Annotated in this window: 15 protein-coding genes and 1 tRNA gene; 2 read left to right on the forward strand and 14 right to left on the reverse strand. The window is 63.4% G+C overall.

Translation table 11 applies throughout. The annotated features are described in order from the left end of the window. Nucleotides 1–29: 29 nt before the first annotated feature. The 12 genes from C7I87_RS03475 to C7I87_RS03530 all read right to left on the reverse strand — a co-directional run bounded on the left by C7I87_RS03475 (nucleotide 30) and on the right by C7I87_RS03530 (nucleotide 14427). The gene (locus C7I87_RS03475) at nucleotides 30–1658 is read right to left on the reverse strand and encodes a GMC family oxidoreductase (RefSeq protein WP_149902889.1); all 1629 of its coding nucleotides are present in this window, start codon (nucleotides 1656–1658) and stop codon (nucleotides 30–32) included. Between the two features lie 12 nt (nucleotides 1659–1670). Further along, entirely contained in the window at nucleotides 1671–2432 is a 762-nt protein-coding gene (locus tag C7I87_RS03480) for a 3-ketoacyl-ACP reductase (protein ID WP_149902890.1), read from the reverse strand. Beyond that, entirely contained in the window at nucleotides 2429–3931 is a 1503-nt protein-coding gene (locus tag C7I87_RS03485) for a GMC oxidoreductase (protein ID WP_149902891.1), read from the reverse strand. The genes C7I87_RS03480 and C7I87_RS03485 overlap by 4 nt, the downstream gene beginning before the upstream one ends. A gap of 107 nt (nucleotides 3932–4038) precedes the next feature. Continuing rightward, a complete protein-coding gene (locus C7I87_RS03490; protein WP_149902892.1) occupies nucleotides 4039–5154 on the reverse strand; it encodes an ABC transporter ATP-binding protein in 1116 nt (371 codons plus the stop codon). Between the two features lie 4 nt (nucleotides 5155–5158). Continuing rightward, nucleotides 5159–6103, reverse strand: a complete 945-nt coding sequence (locus C7I87_RS03495; RefSeq protein WP_149902893.1) for a carbohydrate ABC transporter permease — start codon at nucleotides 6101–6103, stop codon at nucleotides 5159–5161. Beyond that, nucleotides 6100–7056: a carbohydrate ABC transporter permease gene (locus C7I87_RS03500; protein WP_149902894.1), complete on the reverse strand. Its 957-nt coding sequence runs from the start codon at nucleotides 7054–7056 to the stop codon at nucleotides 6100–6102. Before C7I87_RS03500 ends, C7I87_RS03495 begins: the two co-directional genes overlap by 4 nt. A gap of 90 nt (nucleotides 7057–7146) precedes the next feature. Next, nucleotides 7147–8400, reverse strand: a complete 1254-nt coding sequence (locus C7I87_RS03505; protein WP_149902895.1) for an ABC transporter substrate-binding protein — start codon at nucleotides 8398–8400, stop codon at nucleotides 7147–7149. Nucleotides 8401–8459: 59 nt separating this feature from the next. Continuing rightward, a complete protein-coding gene (locus C7I87_RS03510) occupies nucleotides 8460–9971 on the reverse strand; it encodes an aldehyde dehydrogenase family protein (protein WP_149902896.1) in 1512 nt (503 codons plus the stop codon). A 17-nt stretch (nucleotides 9972–9988) separates the two neighbouring features. After that, the gene (locus C7I87_RS03515) at nucleotides 9989–10765 is read right to left on the reverse strand and encodes an enoyl-CoA hydratase/isomerase family protein (RefSeq protein WP_149902897.1); all 777 of its coding nucleotides are present in this window, start codon (nucleotides 10763–10765) and stop codon (nucleotides 9989–9991) included. Then, nucleotides 10758–12359, reverse strand: coding sequence for an acyl CoA:acetate/3-ketoacid CoA transferase (locus C7I87_RS03520; protein ID WP_149902898.1), 1602 nt, complete (start codon nucleotides 12357–12359; stop codon nucleotides 10758–10760). Before C7I87_RS03520 ends, C7I87_RS03515 begins: the two co-directional genes overlap by 8 nt. Continuing rightward, nucleotides 12356–13372: a Gfo/Idh/MocA family protein gene (locus C7I87_RS03525; RefSeq protein ID WP_149902899.1), complete on the reverse strand. Its 1017-nt coding sequence runs from the start codon at nucleotides 13370–13372 to the stop codon at nucleotides 12356–12358. Before C7I87_RS03525 ends, C7I87_RS03520 begins: the two co-directional genes overlap by 4 nt. Continuing rightward, nucleotides 13369–14427, reverse strand: a complete 1059-nt coding sequence (locus C7I87_RS03530; protein WP_149902900.1) for a LacI family DNA-binding transcriptional regulator — start codon at nucleotides 14425–14427, stop codon at nucleotides 13369–13371. The genes C7I87_RS03525 and C7I87_RS03530 overlap by 4 nt, the downstream gene beginning before the upstream one ends. 230 nt (nucleotides 14428–14657) lie before the next feature. On the opposite strand from C7I87_RS03530, the gene C7I87_RS03535 reads away from it, so the two are divergent. Beyond that, entirely contained in the window at nucleotides 14658–15812 is a 1155-nt protein-coding gene (locus tag C7I87_RS03535; protein ID WP_149902901.1) for a dihydrodipicolinate synthase family protein, read from the forward strand. A gap of 248 nt (nucleotides 15813–16060) precedes the next feature. Here the strand turns inward: C7I87_RS03535 and C7I87_RS03540 are convergent. Together C7I87_RS03540 and cpdR are read right to left on the reverse strand one after the other, a co-directional pair. Beyond that, nucleotides 16061–16135: transfer RNA gene (locus C7I87_RS03540), tRNA-Val, on the reverse strand. A 115-nt stretch (nucleotides 16136–16250) separates the two neighbouring features. Further along, nucleotides 16251–16613: a cell cycle two-component system response regulator CpdR gene (gene cpdR, locus C7I87_RS03545; RefSeq protein ID WP_006199474.1), complete on the reverse strand. Its 363-nt coding sequence runs from the start codon at nucleotides 16611–16613 to the stop codon at nucleotides 16251–16253. 162 nt (nucleotides 16614–16775) lie between these two features. Between cpdR and C7I87_RS03550 the strand changes: the two genes are divergently transcribed. Beyond that, nucleotides 16776–17717: an N-formylglutamate amidohydrolase gene (locus C7I87_RS03550; protein ID WP_149902902.1), complete on the forward strand. Its 942-nt coding sequence runs from the start codon at nucleotides 16776–16778 to the stop codon at nucleotides 17715–17717. The last annotated feature ends 48 nt before the right edge of the window (nucleotides 17718–17765 follow it).

The raw sequence follows: 17765 nt of genomic DNA on the forward strand, positions 1-17765 counted from the left end.
ATGCACCATCAAACCCTGGGATCAAACATCTAAGCAGCGCGATTGCCGGAAAACACCGCCGGAGCCAGCGGCTCGCGGCCAAGGATCAGATCAGCGCCCTTTTCGCCGACCATGATGGTTGGTGCGTTGGTGTTCGAAGAAGGCACACGCGGCATCACCGATGCGTCGCAGACGCGCAAGCCTTCCATACCGCGCAGCCTGAGGTCGGGGGTCACCACCGCCATCTCGTCATGGCCCATGCGGCAGGTGCCGACCGGGTGGTGGTCGGTCTTGGACGTGCGGCACGCAAAGTCGATCAGATCTTCGTCGCTGGCGAGCGACGGACCGGGCAGCACCTCGCGCAGCACATAGGGGGCAAGTGCCTTCTGCCGCATGATCTCTCGGGCCAGCCGCAGCCCCTTCAGCGACATGGCGCGGTCATAGGGATCGGACCAGTAGTTGGGGTCGATCAGCGGATGGTCGGTGGGATCGGCGCTTTTCAGCCGCACCGTGCCGCGAGAGCGCGGCCGCAGGAAGGCCGAGTTCAAGGTGACGCCCGGGTTTTTCAGCTTCTCGACGCCGGCTTCGATGCCGGAGCCGAGACCCAGATGGAACTGGATGTCGGGCGAGGCGGCGGTCGGGTCGGCGTACCAGAAGCCGCCGGTCTCGAACAGGCTGGAGGCGACCGGTCCTTTCTTCAGCAGCAGGTATTGCAGGCCGGCCCAGGCCGTGCGGTGCAGCTTGGCGTAATTGTCGTAGGTGTGGTCGCCGGTGCATTCGGCGATGACGAACAGGTCGAGATGGTCCTGCATGTTGGAGCCGACGCCGGGCAGATCGTGCACGGGCTTGACGCCGACCGATTTCAGATGGTCGGCCGGGCCGATGCCCGACTGCATCAGAAGCTTCGGCGAGCCGATCGCGCCGGAGGAGACGATCACCTCGCGGTCGGCGCGCAGGGTCTTCTTCTCGCCGCCCGGCCTGTCGACCACCTCGACGCCGATGGCGCGGCCGTTCTCGACGACAATGCGGGTTACCAGCACATCGGTCCGGACCGTGAGGTTCTTGCGGGCGCGGATCGGCCTGAGATAGGCGACGGACGCTGACGAGCGCCGGGCGTCCTTCTGGGTAAGCTGGTAGTAGCCAACGCCTTCCTGACTGGCGCCGTTGAAATCCGGGTTGAAAGGAATGCCCATCTCCTGGCCGGCGCGGAAATAGGCTTCGCAGATCGGCAGCGGCGAGATCGGGTTGGAGACGCCGAGCGGGCCCTGGTCGCCGTGGAAATCGTTGGCGTAGCGCTGGTTGTTCTCGGCGCGTTTGAAATAGGGCAGCACGTCGCGATAGCCCCAGCCCGCAAGACCCTCTTCCTTCTCCCAGGTATCATAGTCGCGGGCATTGCCGCGTGTGTAGATCTGGGCATTGATGGAGGAACCTCCTCCGACCACCTTGGCCTGCGTGTACCAGAAGGCGCGGTCCTTCATGTGTTTCTGCGGCACCGTCGACCAGCCCCAGGAGGCAATGCCCTTGGTCATCTTTGCAAAGCCCGCAGGCATATGGATATAGGGGTGCCAGTCCTTGCCGCCGGCTTCGAGCAGCAGCACGGAAGTGGAGGGATCCTCGCTAAGCCGGTTGGCCAACACGCAGCCGGCCGGGCCGGCGCCCACAATGATGTAGTCGGTCATTATCTCATCCGTTCATAGCCGGGGCACGGAAAGCGCGCCGTCGACATTGATGATCGAGCCGGTCGAAAAGCCCAGTCTGCCGGCAGCGAGCGCTGCCACCATGGCGCCGATGTCGGAGGCTTCGCCCCAGCGTTTCGCCGGCACCAAGCCGCCTTCGATCAAAGCGTCGTATTTGGCGCTCACGCCTGCCGTCATGTCGGTGCGGATGATGCCCGGCCGGAGCTCGAACACGCCGATGTTTTCCGGAGCGAGCCTGAGCGCCAGGTTCTTCACCCACATGGAAAGCCCGGCTTTCGACATGCAATATTCGGAGCGTTCCGGAGAGGCCATCTCGGCGCTGACCGAGGTGATGGTGATGATCGACTTTGGATGATCGCCGGGCTGGCGGAGCATCGCCTTGGCGACGGCCTGGCTGAGGAAGACGGTGCCACGCAGGTTGATGCCAAGCGCGCGGTCGAAATTGTCGGGTTTGAGGTCCAGCAGGTCGCCACGCACCACGGCGCCGACACCGGCATTGTTGACCAGGCAGTCGATGCGGCCGAAGGCCCGCAGGGCAGCGTCGACAAGTGTGGTGTGAGCGGAAAGATCGGCGATGTCGCAAGGATGGTAAGCGAAGGCCGCGCCACGCTCTATAATGTTTTCTATCAGCCGTTTGGCGGGGCTATCGGCAAGATCGGCGACCAGGATGTCGAAGCCGGTATCGGCCAGCGCCTCGGCGCAGGCAAGCCCAATGCCGCGCGCGCCGCCGGTGACGATGGCTGCGGGACGGGTCATGCGGCAAGCTCTGTCTTGCGGATGTGGTCCGCCACCCGCAGCGCCTGGGCGGCGATCGACAGCGCCGGGTTAACGGCGGCCGAGTTCGGCAGGAAACTAGCATCGACGACGAAAAGGTTCCGGTGGTCGAAGGCACGGCAGAACGGATCGAGCGGCGACGTTGCCGGATCGTCGCCCATCTTCACCGTGCCGCATTGATGCGAGGGCGTGCGCTTGTCGAAAGGGCGCGACAGCACGAGGGGATAACCGCAGGCACGAAAATTCTCGCGCATCACCTTGGTCAGCCCGTCGAGCGACTGCATGTTGGAGCGCCGCCATTGCATGACGATGTCCTTGCCGTCGACCATGATGCGGCTTTCGGGATCGGGCAGGTCCTCGCACATCAGGTACCAGTCGACGGCGTGGCCGGCCATGAAGTCGAGCACGAATTTCGGCACCCGTTTCACATTGGCCTTGAGCATGTTGCCGTCGATCTTGCCGAGAAGCTGGACATTGCCGAGCGGTTTGCCGCCCTTGCCGTCCGTGAGATAATAGTCGTTCAGCATCAGCGTCTTCTGGTAGACGGCATCGTTCCTGCGGCGCGGATCGATCGCCAGCATGGCGCTCGAATTGTGGTTCATGAAGTTGCGGCCAACCTGGTCGGAGCGGTTGGCCAGGCCCTTGCCGTCAGGTGAAGGCGAGCGCAACAGGATGACGGCGGAATTGACCGCACCGGCGGAGAGGATGACCAGTTTCGGCGACAGCTTTTTCAGCTCGCCGTTCTGGCGATAGTGAACGGCCGAAATGGTTTTGCCGTCCGGCGCAGTCTCGAGATATTCGACATAGGCGCCGGTTTCGAGCTTGATGTTCGGATCGGTCAGGGCCGCCGCCAGCGGTGCCGTCTGGGCGTCCATCTTGCCCTGACCAGTGTTCGGGAAGGCATCCCAGCCGGTCCTGCCCTCCCTGAGCCAGGTGTCGATGTCGACGCCGAGCGGCAGCGAGGCCGGATGCAGGCCGAGCCCCTTGAGCTCGGCGCGGGCACGCGCGATCGGCGCCTCGTCGGGCACCGGCTTGAAGGCGTAGGGAACCGAATGAAAAGGCTCGGTCGGATCCTCGCCGAGCGCGCCGCGCACGCGGAAAAGCTGCTCTGCTTTCGAATACCAAGGCTCGAATTCGTCATAGGAGAACGGCCATGCCGGCGAGACGCCGCCAAAGTGTTCCATGTCGGAAAAGTCTTCTTTGCGGTAGCGGATCAACACCGCGCCGAAGAATTTGGAGTTGCCGCCGACGTAATAATAGTTGCCGGGGTTGAAGGACGCGCCGCCGGCCTCGCGCCACATCTCCTTCGGCCGGTAATGGCCGTCAACGAAGATGGCGCGTGTGTCGCGCGCGTGCGGCGTTACCGACAACGGCTCGCCGCGCTCCAGCATCAGGATGGAGGCGCCGCTGCCGGCCAGGCCGGCGGCGATCGTGGCGCCGCCGATGCCGGAGCCGATGATGACGATGTCGGGGTTTGCCATCGCCTAAAGCGCGCCGCGTTTGAATTGACACATGCGACGCGCTTCAGGTCTTTTGTTTTGATGCATGTCGTTGCCCCAAAACCGGATCCACTTTTGGGCGACACGCATCAGCGAATACGGCTCTCGGTCGCCGGATCGAAGAACACCGCCTTGGTCAGGTTGAAGGCCAGCGGTGTGTTGGTGCCCGGCTGGATGTTGGCATCGGCACGCAGCCGCGCCACCACGCCCTTGCCGCCGAGATTGGTGACGGCGAAAGTGTCGGAGCCGGCCGGCTCCACAACCTCGATATGGCAATCGGCGGTGGCGATTTGCGAGGCGTTGCGTTCGGCGCCTTCCGGATCGGTGAGCGCCTCCGGGCGAACGCCGAAGATGACAGGCTTGCCCTTGAACGCCGACAATCCGGCCGGCGCATTGGCCATCGGCAAGGTGATCGGCTGACGCGCCTCGCGATCCAGCACGACGGCAAGATCGCCGCCATTGCCGCCGATGGTCGCCGGGATCAGGTTCATCGCCGGCGAGCCCATGAAGTCGGCGACGAAGACATTGGCGGGGTTGTTGTAAATCTCTGCCGGCGTACCGAATTGCTGCACCTCACCGTCACGCATGACGGCGATCTTGGTCGCCAGCGTCATCGCCTCGATCTGGTCGTGGGTGACGTAGACGATCGTTGTGCCCGTGGTGGCATGCAGGCGCTTGATCTCGATGCGCATGTCGACGCGCAGCTTGGCGTCGAGGTTGGACAGCGGCTCGTCGAACAGGAACAGCTTGGGGTCGCGCACCAGCGCCCGGCCCATGGCGACGCGCTGACGCTGGCCGCCGGAGAGTTGGCTCGGCTTGCGCTGCAGCAGGTGGCCGATCTGCAGCACCTTGGCGACCTTGTCGATCGCCTTCTGGCGCTCATCGGCCGGCACGCCGCGCATCTCCATGCCGAAGGAGATGTTTCCGGCGACCGTCATGTTTGGGTAGAGCGCATAGCTCTGGAACACCATGGCGATATCGCGCTTCGACGGGTGCAGATCGTTGATGGCGCGGCCATCGACACGGATTTCGCCCGAAGTGATCGTCTCCAGGCCGGCGATGGTGTTGAGCAAGGTCGACTTGCCGCAGCCGGACGGACCGACCAGCACCAGGAAGCCGCCCTTTTCCAGGTCAAGGTCGATCCCCTTCAAGATCTCGACCTGGCCGAAACGCTTCCTCAGACCGTCAATTTCCAGAAAAGCCATTGGATTATCCTTTGACGGCGCCGGCCATCAGACCGCGCACGAAATAGCGGCCGGCGAGCACATAGACGAGAAGGGTGGGAAGTGCGGCGATCATCGCCGCCGCCATGTTGACGTTGTATTCGACGACGCCGGTCGAGGTGTTGACGACGTTGTTGAGCGCCACCGTCATCGGCATCGCGTCACCGGTGCCGGCATAGGCGGAGGCGAACAGGAAGTCGTTCCAGATGTTGGTGAACTGGTAGATAACGGTGACGACGAAGATCGGCATCGAGTTCGGCAGCATGATGCGCCGGAAGATCTGGAAGAAGGAAGCGCCGTCCACCTGCGCGGCCTTGACCAGTTCCGTCGGGAATGCCTCGTAATAGTTGCGGAAGAACAGCGTGGTGAAGCCGATGCCGTAGACGACATGGACGAAGACCAGGTTGACCGTCGAATTGCCGAGGCCGAAGCTGGTTCCGACCGTGTTCTGCAGCGTCACGCCGAACCGGCCGAGGCTGCCCAGGATCGTCGCCATCGGCAGTAGCACCGACTGGAATGGAATGAAGCAGGCAAACAGCATCAGCCCAAACACCAGCGTCGCGCCGCGAAAACGCCATTTGGTCAGCACGTAGCCATTGAGCGCGCCGAGCATGGTCGAGATCAGCACGGCGGGAACCACCATCTTGATGGAGTTCCAGAAATAACCCTTGATGCCGGCGCAGGTGAGGCCGACGCAGGTTTCGCCCCAGGCTTTCAGCCAGGGCTCGAAGGTCGGCGCCTTGGGCAGCGAAAGCATGTTGCCGTTCTGGATCTCGTCCATGGTCTTGAACGAGGTCACCAGCATGACGAAAAGCGGCATCAGATAGAACAGCGCGAACAGCGCCAGAAGCCCGTAGATGACGATGCGGTTGACGATCTTGACGTTGACGCCGCCGCTGGCCTGGCGGGCGGGAGTGGTCACGGCGCTCATCGCGACTTCTCCCTGAGTTCCGAATAGAGATAGGGCACGATGATGGCGACGATGGTCATCAGCATGATCACGGCACTTGCCGAACCGACGGCCATTTCGTTGCGCTTGAAGGTGTACTCATACATGAAATTAGAGGGCAGCCATGCCGAACCGCCGGGGCCACCGCTGGTCAGCGCCACGACCAGGTCGTAGGATTTGATGGCAAGGTGCGCGAGCACGATGAAGGCCGACAGGAAGATCGGCCGCAGCAGTGGAATGACGATGCGGCGGTAGAGCTGGAAGGTGGTGGCGCCGTCGATCTGCGCCGCCTTCATGATCTCGCCGTCAATGCCGCGCAGGCCAGCCAGGAACATCGCCATGATGAAGCCGGAGGCCTGCCAGACGCCGGCGATGACCACCGTGTAGATGACGAAATCCTTGTTCTTGATCCAGTCGAAATGGAAGCTCGTCCAGCCCCATTGATGCAAGGTTTGTTCGAGGCCGAGGCCAGGGTCGAGAAACCACTTCCAGGCGACGCCGGTAACGATGAAGGACAGCGCCATCGGGTAGAGATAGATCGGGCGCAGCACACCTTCACCGCGAATCTTCTGGTCGAGCAGGATGGCCAGGAACAGGCCGAGCGCCAGGCAGATGGCGATATAGAGAAAGCCGAAAATGCCCATATTGGTGATCGACGTGTACCAGCTCGATGGCGGATCGGTGTCGAAGGTCCAGTTCCACAGCCGCTGGTAAGCGCGGCCGCCTGTTATGGCGTAGGACGGGAAGGTCTTGGAATTGGTGAAGGACAGATAGATCGTCCACAGGATGAAGCCGTAGACGAAGACGACGGTGATGGCGAAGCTCGGCGCCAGCACGATCTTGGGCAAGGCTTCCTGCAGGCGCGAGCGCACCGAGGCGCGCGGGCGGGCATGCTCCGGCGTCAGCTTGATCTGGCTTGTCGCAACTGTGCTCATGGGGTTCCTCCCGTCGGCGTCCGGCCGACCGGCCTCACGGACCGGGGACCTTCCCCGCCGGAGCGGGGAAGGTGTTTTCATGCTTAACGCTTACTTGGCGTCGTCGATCGCCTTGACCAATTCGGTCACGGCCTCGTCCGAGGTCTTGATCTGACCGTGGACGAACTTGGAGACGACGTCCTTGTAGGCATTGGCGACGGCCGGAGGCGCGCCGTAGCCCTGGGCGAGCGAGCCGAACAGCGTTCCGCCTTCATTGGCCTTCTTCAGGTCGGCGATACCCTTCTTGCCGCAAGCGTCGAAGTCGGTGTCAGGCACGTCGGTCCGGGCCGGAACCGAACCCTTGACGACGTTGAAGGCCGACTGGAAGCTCTTCGACAGGGTAGCGGTGGCCAGAGCGATCTGGGCGGCCTTGCGGTCGTCCGGGACGTTGAACATGCCGAACATGTCGGAGTTGTAGATCACCGAGCCATCGGTACCCGGGAAGCGATAGCAGAGGAAATCGGTGCCCGGGGTCTTGTTGGCGGCGTGGAATTCGCCCTTGGCCCAGTCGCCCATGACCTGCACCAGCGCATCGCCCTTGATGACCATGGCGGTGGCGAGGTTCCAGTCGCGACCCGAGAAGTTCGGGTCGACATAGGTGACCAGCTTGGCCAGGTTGTCGAACGACTTCTTCATCGTGTCGGACTTGAGCGACGCGTCGTCGAGGTCGTTCATCGCCTTCTTGTAGAATTCCGGCCCGCCGGTCGACAGCACGACGGAATCGAACATGGTGGCTTCCTGCCAGTTCTGGCCACCAAGCGCGAGCGGGGTGACACCGGCAGCCTTGGCCTTGTCGAGCAATGCCACGAAGTCGTCGAAGGTCTTCGGCTCAGTGCCGCCGATCTTGTCCATCACCGCCTTGTTGATCCACAGCCAGTTGACGGAGTGGACGTTGACCGGAGCGGCAACCCACTTGCCGTCATAGACGGAGAACTTCTGCAGGGCGGCCGGAACCGATTTGTCCCAGCCTTCCTTCTTTGCCGTCTCGGTGAGGTCGCCCATGACACCGGCCGCGGCATAGTCGAGCACGGTGTAGCCAAGCATCTGCGAGGCGGTCGGATAGTTGCCGGCCGCGACCATCGCCTTCAGCGCGGTCATCGCGGCATCGCCGCCGCCGCCGGCCACCGGCACGTCCTTCCAGGCATAGCCTTCCTTGGCCAGATCCTGCTTGAGCACGTTGAGGGCGGCCGCTTCGCCGCCCGACGTCCACCAATGCAGCATCTGCACTTCCTTGACGTCCGCGGCGTGGGCCGAGAACGCAAAGCTTGTCGCAAGAGCCGTTCCGATAAGCAGTTTGCGCAACATGTACTTCCTCCCTTGTTGCAACTCACATGACCGGCGGATGGCCGCCGGGGTTTCCCAACTCAGCCGACCCACCAACCGGTGCGCTGGCCTCGATGAAACTGGATTGTCTTTTCCTCGGTATAGTCCTCGACGGCGCGCTTGCCGAGTTCGCGGCCCAGGCCCGACTGCTTGTAGCCGCCGAATGGCAGTTCTGGATAACCTTCCATGAACGTGTTCACCCAGACCGTCCCCGAACGCACGCCTCGCGCCACCGACATACAGGTGTCGATGCTGGCGCTCCACACGCCCGCCGACAGACCATAGGGCGTGTTGTTGGCGATGTGCAACGCCTTTTCAATCGTTTCAAAAGTCAGCACCGACAGCACCGGCCCGAATACTTCCTCGCGGGCGACGGCCATGTTTTCGGTGACGTCGCGTAAGATCGTCGGATCAAGATATTGGCCGGCATTGGAAGGGAGCTGGCCGCCGCCGCTGTAGATGCTGCCGCCATCACTCGCGGCTGCCGTCACGTAGTCGGTCACCTTGGCCAGATGGTCGGACGAAATCATCGCACCGACCTTGGTCCTGATATCGAGCGGATCGCCTACGGGTACTCTGGCGGTCAACGCCTTCACGGCGGCAAGGAAGTCATCGGCGATCGCCTCGTGCACGATCAGCCGGCTGCCGGCATTGCAGCATTCGCCGGCATTGAAGAAGCCGCCGAACACCGCTGCATCGGCGGCCGCCTCGAGATCGGCATCGGGGAAGACGATCTGGCCGTTCTTGCCGCCGAGTTCCATCGAGACCTTCTTCAGGGAATTCGAAGCCGCCGCCATGGTCATCTTGCCGACACGGGTGGAGCCGGTGAACGAAACCATCTCGACCAGCGGATGGCTGACCATTGGCGCGCCGACATCGGCGCCCAGCCCGGCGAGGATGTTGACGACGCCAGCGGGAACGCCGGCTTCGAGCAGGATGTCGCCAAGCACGAAGGTCGAGGCCGAGGTCATCTCGCTCGGCTTGACCACCGCCGTGCAGCCGGCGGCCAGCGCGAAGGGCAGTTTCTGGCTGACGATGAGGAACGGGAAATTCCACGGCGTGATGATCGAGACGACGCCGATCGGCTCGCGCAGCACGACACCCAGCATGGCATCGCCGAGATTGGCGTAGCTTTCACCGTGCAACGTGCGGGCGAGCGAAGCGGCATAGCGCCAGATGTCGACTGCCCCGCCGATCTCGCCGCGCGCCTGGGCGATCGGCTTGCCGGATTCCAGCGCATCGAGCCGGGCGATCTCTTCCAGCCGGGTTTCGATCAAGTCGGCAGCCTTGAGCAGGATCGCGGCGCGCTCGGCCGCTTTCATGCGCGGCCAGGGACCGGTCTCGAAAGCCCTGTGCGCCGCTTGCATCGCGGCTTCCACTTCGCCAGCACCTGCCTGCGCATAGCGCGAAACGGTGAAGCCGTGGCCGGGGCTCTTGCGTTCCAGCATGCGGCCGTCGCGGGCATCGACATGCTTGCCGTCAATCAGAAGTTTGTATGCCTTGGGCGCGGCGGAGGCCTCGGCAGGCATGGAAATCTTGAGAGGTGCATTCATGTGATTTCCACTCTGTCCTAGGAACGCGAAAACACGGGTTTCTGCTTGGTCTTGAAAGAGCCGACGCCGGCCTTGAGATCGCCCGTCAGCGCTATGAAGCCGCTGGCCAAGGCTTCGGTCGCGGCAGCGCTTTCCTCGCCTTCTGCAACGGCGATCATCAGCTTGGCGGCCTCGGTTGCCAGCGGGCCGCGTTCTGCGATCTTTTCGGCCCAGGCCTCGGCTTCGGCAGACGCCTTGCCGGTCTCGACGACACGATCGACAACGCCAAGCGCAAGCGCGTCGGCCGCAAGCAGGATTTCTCCGCCCAGTGCCATGCGACGCACCGTCTGTGCGCCGAAGCGGCGTACGGCGCGCTGCGTGCCGGACCAGCCGGGGACGACGCCGATCGAGGTTTCGGGGAAGCCAAGCTTGATTTGCGCCTCTGCGACGCGGAAATCACAAGCGATGGCCAGTTCCAGCCCGCCGCCCAGCGCGTGGCCCGACAGCACGGCGATGGTCGGTTGCCTGAGCCGCGCCAGCCGGTCGAAGACGCGGTGGCCGTAGCGCACCCACTGGACCTGGAAATCGGCGGCGCTCATACCGCCCCAGGCCTCGACATCGCCGCCAGCGCAAAAGCCCTTGCCTTCGCCGCATATAAGCACGACGCGCACACTTTCGGCGCTTTCCGCCTCATCGAGCGCCGCTTCCAGCGCGCGCAGCATCGGGATGTCGAGTGCGTTGAACTTTTCGGGCCGGCGCAAGGTGACGACCCCGATTGCGCCATCCTGCTCGAAGGTGACGAGGCGCTCAGCCATGCGCGCCTCCGAGCGAGGCGCCGCCATTGAGCGACAGGCCGATCGGCCGATCCTGGTAGAGCGCGGCCGGCGTCACCTTGAGGTCGTTGGCTACATTAAGCGGGATCTCGGCTTGACCAAGCACATCGCGCTCGAGGTCGATGCCCGGCGCCAGTTCCGTCACCATCAGCCCATCGGGCGTCAGCTTCATAACGCAGCGCTCGGTGACATAGGTGATGTCCTGTCCCTGCGCGACGGCGCGCTTGCCGGAGAAGGAGATATGCTCGACCTCCTCGACGACTTTCTTGACCTTGCCTTCCGCGTCGATGCGGATGCCGCCATTGGCGAGCGACAGCTTGGCCCCTGCATTGAAGAAGCCGGAAAAGACGATCTTCTTTGCTCGCGACGTGATGTCGACGAAGCCGCCGGCGCCGGCGGTGACATGCGGCCGCGCCGAAAGCTTCGAGACGTTGACCGAGCCGTGGCGGTCGATCTGCAGGAAGGAGAGCAGCGAAGCGTCGAAGCCGCCGGCCTGGAAATAGATGAACTGGTGCGGCGAGGGCATGATCGCCTCGGCGTTGGAGGCGCAGCCGAACTTGAAGTCGAGCAGCGGCACGCCGCCGACAGCACCCTGTTCGATCACCCAGGTGACCTTGCCGTGCTGGCCTTCTTCCAGAAGGATGCGCGGCACGTTGGCCGAGATGCCGAAGCCGATGTTGACGGCCATGCCGTCGCGCAGCTCCATGGCGACGCGGCGTGCGATCACCTTCTGCACGTTCATTTCGGCGTTGCGGAAGGTCGACAGCGGCCGGAAGATTTCACCCGAAATCGCCGGGTCGTAAGGCGTCAGCGTCGTCTGCAACTGGCCCGGCGCGACGACGATATGATCGACCAGCACGCCCGGCACGCGCACATCATGCGGCTTCAGCGTGCCGTTCTCGACGACGCGCTTGACCTGCGCGATGACGATGCCGCCATTGTTGCGGGCGGCGAGCGCCTGTTCCAGGCCGCCGAGATAAGCGCCCTCATGCTCATAGGTCAGGTTGCCGCGCTCGTCCGCCGTGGTGGCGCGAATGATCGAAACCTGGGGCACGATGGCTCGGAAATAGAGCCATTCCTCGCCATCGAATTGCTGCACCGACACGATCGGCTCGCCAGCGGCGGCGTTCATGGCGCAGCCCTGATGGCGCGGGTCGGCGAAAGTGTCGAGGCCGACCTTGGTCAGCACGCCCGGCCGCTTGGCCGCGGCCTCGCGGTGCATGTCGAACAGGATGCCGGACGGCACATTATAGGCGGCAACGGAATTGTCGCCGATCATCTTCCAGATTTGCGGCGGCTCGGCGGAGGAGGGACCTGACGGATAGGAGCCGCACAGCGTGCGCTTCAACAGGCCCGGCTTGGCCAGATGATCGATGCCCTTGATGCCATACATGTCGCCGGCGGCGATGGGATGCAGCGTGGTGATGTCCTTGGGATGGCCCTCGCTGTCGAAGCGTTCGCCGATGGCGGCGAGCACCGCGTCCGGACAGCCGAGGCCGCTCGACGAGGACACCGAGACGATCATGCCGTCCTTGATCAGGCTCGCCGCCTGCGCCGATGAAACGATTTTGCTCAATTCATGCTCCCGAGTTTCGGGTCGATCTTGACGGCCTTGCCGGAGGCCGCCGATTGCAATGCCGCCTCGGCCGCGGCCAGCGACCAGATGCCGTCTTCTCCGGTGGCGGAAGGCTGGCCATCGCCACGGATCGCAGCGTGGAACCGGCCCACCGACCTGACGTAGAGGTTCTCGCGGTCGAAGCTCAGCTCTTCTTCGCCGCTGGCGGTGCGCAGAAGGACCGAGCCGACCGGCTTTTGCGTCATGACATTGCGGGCGATCAGCGATCCCTGGGAGCCGTGCACCTCGAAACCGGTGTCGGCAAATCTGGTGGTGAATCCCTCATGCGATTGCGCGATGAGGCCCGAATCGAAGCGCCAGATGCACATGGCGCCGTCTTCCAGGCCGTGGCCGGCCATGCCGGCGGATTGCGTGAAAGCGGAAACCTCGACCGGATCGTCGCCAAGCACGAAGCGCAGCGTGTCGGCATCGTGCACGGTGATGTCGAGCACCACGCCGCCGCCTGCCTCGGGCTTGGCGATGCGCCAGCCCTGCAGGTTTTCGGGCAGGTAGACGGAATGGAAGACGCGCGCGGCAATGGGCTGGCCTATGCGACCGGCGGCAATCGCCTCGCGCATCGCCCGGTGCGCGCCGGCGTTGCGCAGATGGTGATTGGTGCCGAGCACGATGCCCGCGGCCTTCGCCGCAACGACCATCCGGCGCGCGTCGGCGCTGGTCAGCGCCAACGGCTTTTCGCACAGCACATGTTTTCCCGCTTCGATCGCGGCGAGCGCCTGTTCGAGGTGCAGTTCGTTTGTGGTCGAGATGTAGACGGCGTCGATGTCGGACCCGAGCAAGGCATCGAGATTTGATACGGCGGCCGGAATTCCATTTTCCCTTGCATAGGCCGCGGCCCGTTCCGGGCTGGAACTCATCACCGATGATATCTCGCCACCCTCTTGCGCGCGAATGGCGTCAATCATGAATTGCCGGGCGATCGTACTGGCGCCGATCAGCCCCCATTTGACGCTCATGCCGCGCCTCCCGTTCCCATGGCCCGGGCTCTGGTGCGGCGATCCGGACCGCAGCTTTCCCTGACCACGAGATTGACCGCGCCGATATGGTCCTCCGCGCGCGTGGTGCGCGACTGGATCATCTTGATCATGACATGGGCCGCGCGTTCGCCGAGACCGGCGGAGTCCACCGCGACGCTGGTCAGCGGCGGCATATAATGTTCGGCCTCGACGACGTCGTCGAAGCCGACGACGGCGAAATCCGCACCCGGCTCAAGTCCGCGCTTGCGCAGCGCCAGCATGACGCCAAAGGCAACGGCATCGTTGAAACAGAGCGCCGCGGTTGGCGGCTCGGCCATTGCGAGCGACGTTTCCAGGCAGGCCATGCCGCCCTTGCGGTTGGTCTCGCCCTCGATGATGAGCGCGTCGCGGGCGTCGATGCCGAGCGTTTCGCAGGCTTCGCGAAAGCCACCCAGGCGCTCATGATAGACGACGAGGTCGGACGAGCCGCCGAAGAAGGCCAGGCGGCGGTGCCCCTTGCCGATGAGATGAGCGGTGGCGAGGTAGGCGCCACGATGATTGTCGGGCGTGATCACCGGGATGCGGCTTTCCGGCAAGCGGCGCATGGCGAAGACGACCGGCACGCCCGCTATCTCCAGCCGCCGGAAGGCACCCGGGGTGGTGCCGCGCGCCGGCGAGACGATAAGGCCGGCGACGCCTTGCTCCATCAGTGATTTCAGCACTTCTTCCTGACGCACCGGGTTCTCCGCCGTATTGGCGATGAACGGCACGATGCCGGCCGACTGGAAGACACGCTCCATGCCCACCGCCAGTTCGGCGAAGAACGGATTGGTGAGATCGTTGATGACCATGCCGATCACGTTGGAATGAGCCTTGCGCAGATTGGCGGCGCCGCGGTTGTAGACATAGCCGACATCCTCGATCGCCTTGCGTACCTTGACTGCGGTTTCGGGGCGGATCAGCCCGCTGCCCTGGAGCACGAGCGACACCGTCGATTTGGACACGCCTGCTTCGCGGGCAATGTCGAAGATCGTCGCCTTGGCCCGGCTGGCCATCCAGATATCCTCCCCGGTTTTCTCACTCAATTTATTGGAACGTTCTAATCCCCGCATCCTGGATGAGTCAACCGGGATTTTTTCTCAGTCAGACGATGCGGTCAGAAATCGCGCCACTGAAGGGTTCCGTGTTGCAACGCAGCATTGGTTGGCAGGCTCAGTTCGAATCCTAAAGGTTCTTGATTTATTGGAACGTTCCATTTAATAAGCGCTGCGATAGGGAGAGATCGATGGACATTGCCTTGCCAGCTGGGGGTGGCCGCAGCACCCGTTACGCGCTTGTCGGAAAGCCGGTCCAGCCGGTAATCGGCGCGCGGTTCCCGCGCATCGCCTATGCCGCCGCCCATGTCGTTGCCGATCCCCTGGGAATGACCGATCCATGGTCGCGGCCGGTTGTCGACTGGGACAGAACGATGGCGTTCCGTCATCATCTGTGGCGGCTCGGCTTCCGCATCGCCGAGGCGATGGACACGTCGCAGCGCGGCATGGGTTTCGACTGGAAAAATGCGCAGGAATTGATCCGCCGTTCAATCGCGGAGGCGCGGACCGTCGCTGGCGCCGATCTCGCCTCAGGCGCCGGAACCGACCATCTGGCGCCGGCGTCGGCCAGGACACTGGACGAGGTGATCGCCGCCTATGAAGACCAGTTCGCTTTCATCGAAGGGCAGGGTGGCAAGGCGATCATGATGGCCAGCCGCGCGCTGGCCGCCGTGGCCAGGGGCCCGGACGACTACGCCCTGGTTTACGACCGCATATTGGGCCAGGCATCGGGCAAGGTCATCCTGCACTGGCTGGGCAATATGTTCGACCCGGCGTTGAGGGGCTATTGGGGCAGCGACGACTTCGAGACCGCGCTCGATACGGTGGTCGCCATCATCGAGCGCCATGCCGGCAAGGTCGAAGGCATCAAGATATCGCTGCTCGATGCCGGCAAGGAGGTGGCGCTCAGGAACCGGCTGCCGGATGGCGTCGTGATGTTCACCGGCGACGACTTCAACTACCCCGAACTGATCGCCGGCGACGGCAAGAGGCACTCGCACGCTCTGCTCGGCATTTTCGACGCGATCGCACCGGTTGCCAATGCCGCGCTGGCGAAGCTGGCTGACGGCGATCGTGCCGGCTATGACGCGCTGATGGCGCCGACCGTGCCGCTGTCGCGCAAAATCTTCGAGGCGCCGACCGAATACTACAAGGCCGGCATTGTCTTCATGGCCTGGCTGAACGGCTATCAGGACCATTTCGCGATGGTCGGCGGCATGCAGTCGGCGCGCGGCATCCCCCATTATGCCGATGTCTTTCGCCTCGCCGACCAGGCAGGCTTGCTGGCCGATCCAGAACTTGCCGTCGCCAGGATGAAGAACCTGTGCGCCATCGCTGGCGTCTGAGTGGTACACCGGTTTGGCCGTGGCCGGCCAACTCGAGTGTTGTGGCTTGCCCCTTCGCAAAACTCGCTGATTGCATCGGTAGCGCGAGCGCTCCGATGGATGACGATCGAATCCGACACGCGCCGAGACCTCCGAATCGTAGCCATGACGAACCCTTTGCTGTGACCAGTTTGTGACTAGCAACCGAACCAAGGGTCTTTCAGGAAGCGAATATGTCCGAAAAACTAGTTATTTCAATGAGGTACGGATGGTGGGCGTGACAGGGATTGAACCTGTGACCCCTGCAATGTCAATGCAGTGCTCTCCCGCTGAGCTACACGCCCATCCGAAGCCGCGCATACACCATTTTTGGTCCGGCGCGTCAATAGCAGGAAAAGAGGAAAAGCACGTCGTGTCGCCGCGGCTGTGGAGTGACGCCGGCGGCCTGTGGAAGGCGGCTCAGGCCGCCTGCAGCATCTTCTCGACCTCGTTGACGAGATCGCGCAGGTGGAAGGGCTTGGACAGCACCTTGGCGTCTTTCGGCGCCTTGGAATCTGGGTTCAGTGCCACGGCGGCAAAACCAGTGATGAACATGACCTTGAGGTCGGGGTCGATCTCGGTGGCGCGCCGCGCCAACTCGATGCCGTCCATCTCCGGCATGACGATGTCGGTCAGAAGCAGCGAGAACGGCTCCTCGCGCAGCCGCTCATAGGCGCTGGCGCCGTTGTCGAAATCGCTGACCTGGTAGCCGGCGCGCTCCAGCGCCTTGACGAGGAACCGACGCATATCGTCGTCGTCTTCCGCCAGAAGAATGCGTGCCATGATATCCCGTCCGAATCACCCGCCCGAGACTGCCGTGGGGCAAGCCCGTTAACCATCCTGTATATGAGGAGGTGAGAGTAAACATCAAGTGAACGCGGACGCGCTTGGCCCACATTTGCCCGGCGGCACGACCGCTGAAATGCTGGACATGCGGGCAGCAAGGTGTCAGTTTCATGCCATGATGCACTGTTGTTTTCGGGTTCGTTCAAATTGAAGACGGCAGCCGAGGATTTTTCGGTCTTTCCACCCTTCGAAATCCGGTCGGGCGCCGAGCAGCGCGTCCCTTTCCTCTTCAACTCGCCGCATAGCGGCCGCTACTATCCGGAACGCTTCCTTGCCATGGCAAGGCTCGACCGCAACGCCATCCGCCGCTCTGAGGATTGCTATGTCGACGAACTGTTCGGCGGCGCCGTGGCATTGGGCGCGCCAATGCTGGCGGCGAATTTCCCGCGTGCCTATCTCGACGTCAACCGCGAGCCTTGGGAACTCGACCCGCGCATGTTCGCCGAGCCGGTGCCGTCCTTCTGCAACATCCGCTCCGCGCGTGTCGCTGGCGGGCTCGGTACCGTGCCGAAGTTGGTGGGGGAGGGGCTCGACATCTATGCGGGCCGCTTGCCGCTCGCCGAGGCGGTTGCCCGCATCGAGGCGGTCTACAAGCCCTACCACGAAACGCTGAAGCGGCTTTTGACCAGGACGCACGCACGTTTCGGCTTTGCCGTGCTGATCGACTGCCATTCGATGCCGGCGAGCATCCGCGTCGGCGACAACGGTCTGCGGCCGGATTTCATCATCGGCGACCGTTTCGGCATCTCGGCCACCGCGGCCTTGACCGAAACCGCGATCGGCCTGCTGACCGCGATGGGCTATGCCGTCGCTCACAACAAGCCTTATGCCGGCGGTTTCATCACGGAACACTATGGCCGCCCGGCGCGTCATCTGCATGCGCTGCAGATCGAGGTCAATCGCGGGCTCTACATGAATGAGCGGACATTCGAGAAAGCCGCCGGCTTCGATGCGCTGGCCGACGATCTGACGCGATTTTCAGCTGACCTGATGGCGATGCCGGATCATCATTTCATCGACCTGCCGCTGGCCGCGGAATGAACCGCGTCTTGTTTTCACGCATGTCGGTGTCCCCAAACCCACCAAGCA

The sequence above is a fragment of the Mesorhizobium sp. SARCC-RB16n genome, from assembly GCF_008520305.1.
Taxonomy (GTDB): Bacteria; Pseudomonadota; Alphaproteobacteria; order Rhizobiales; family Rhizobiaceae; genus Mesorhizobium.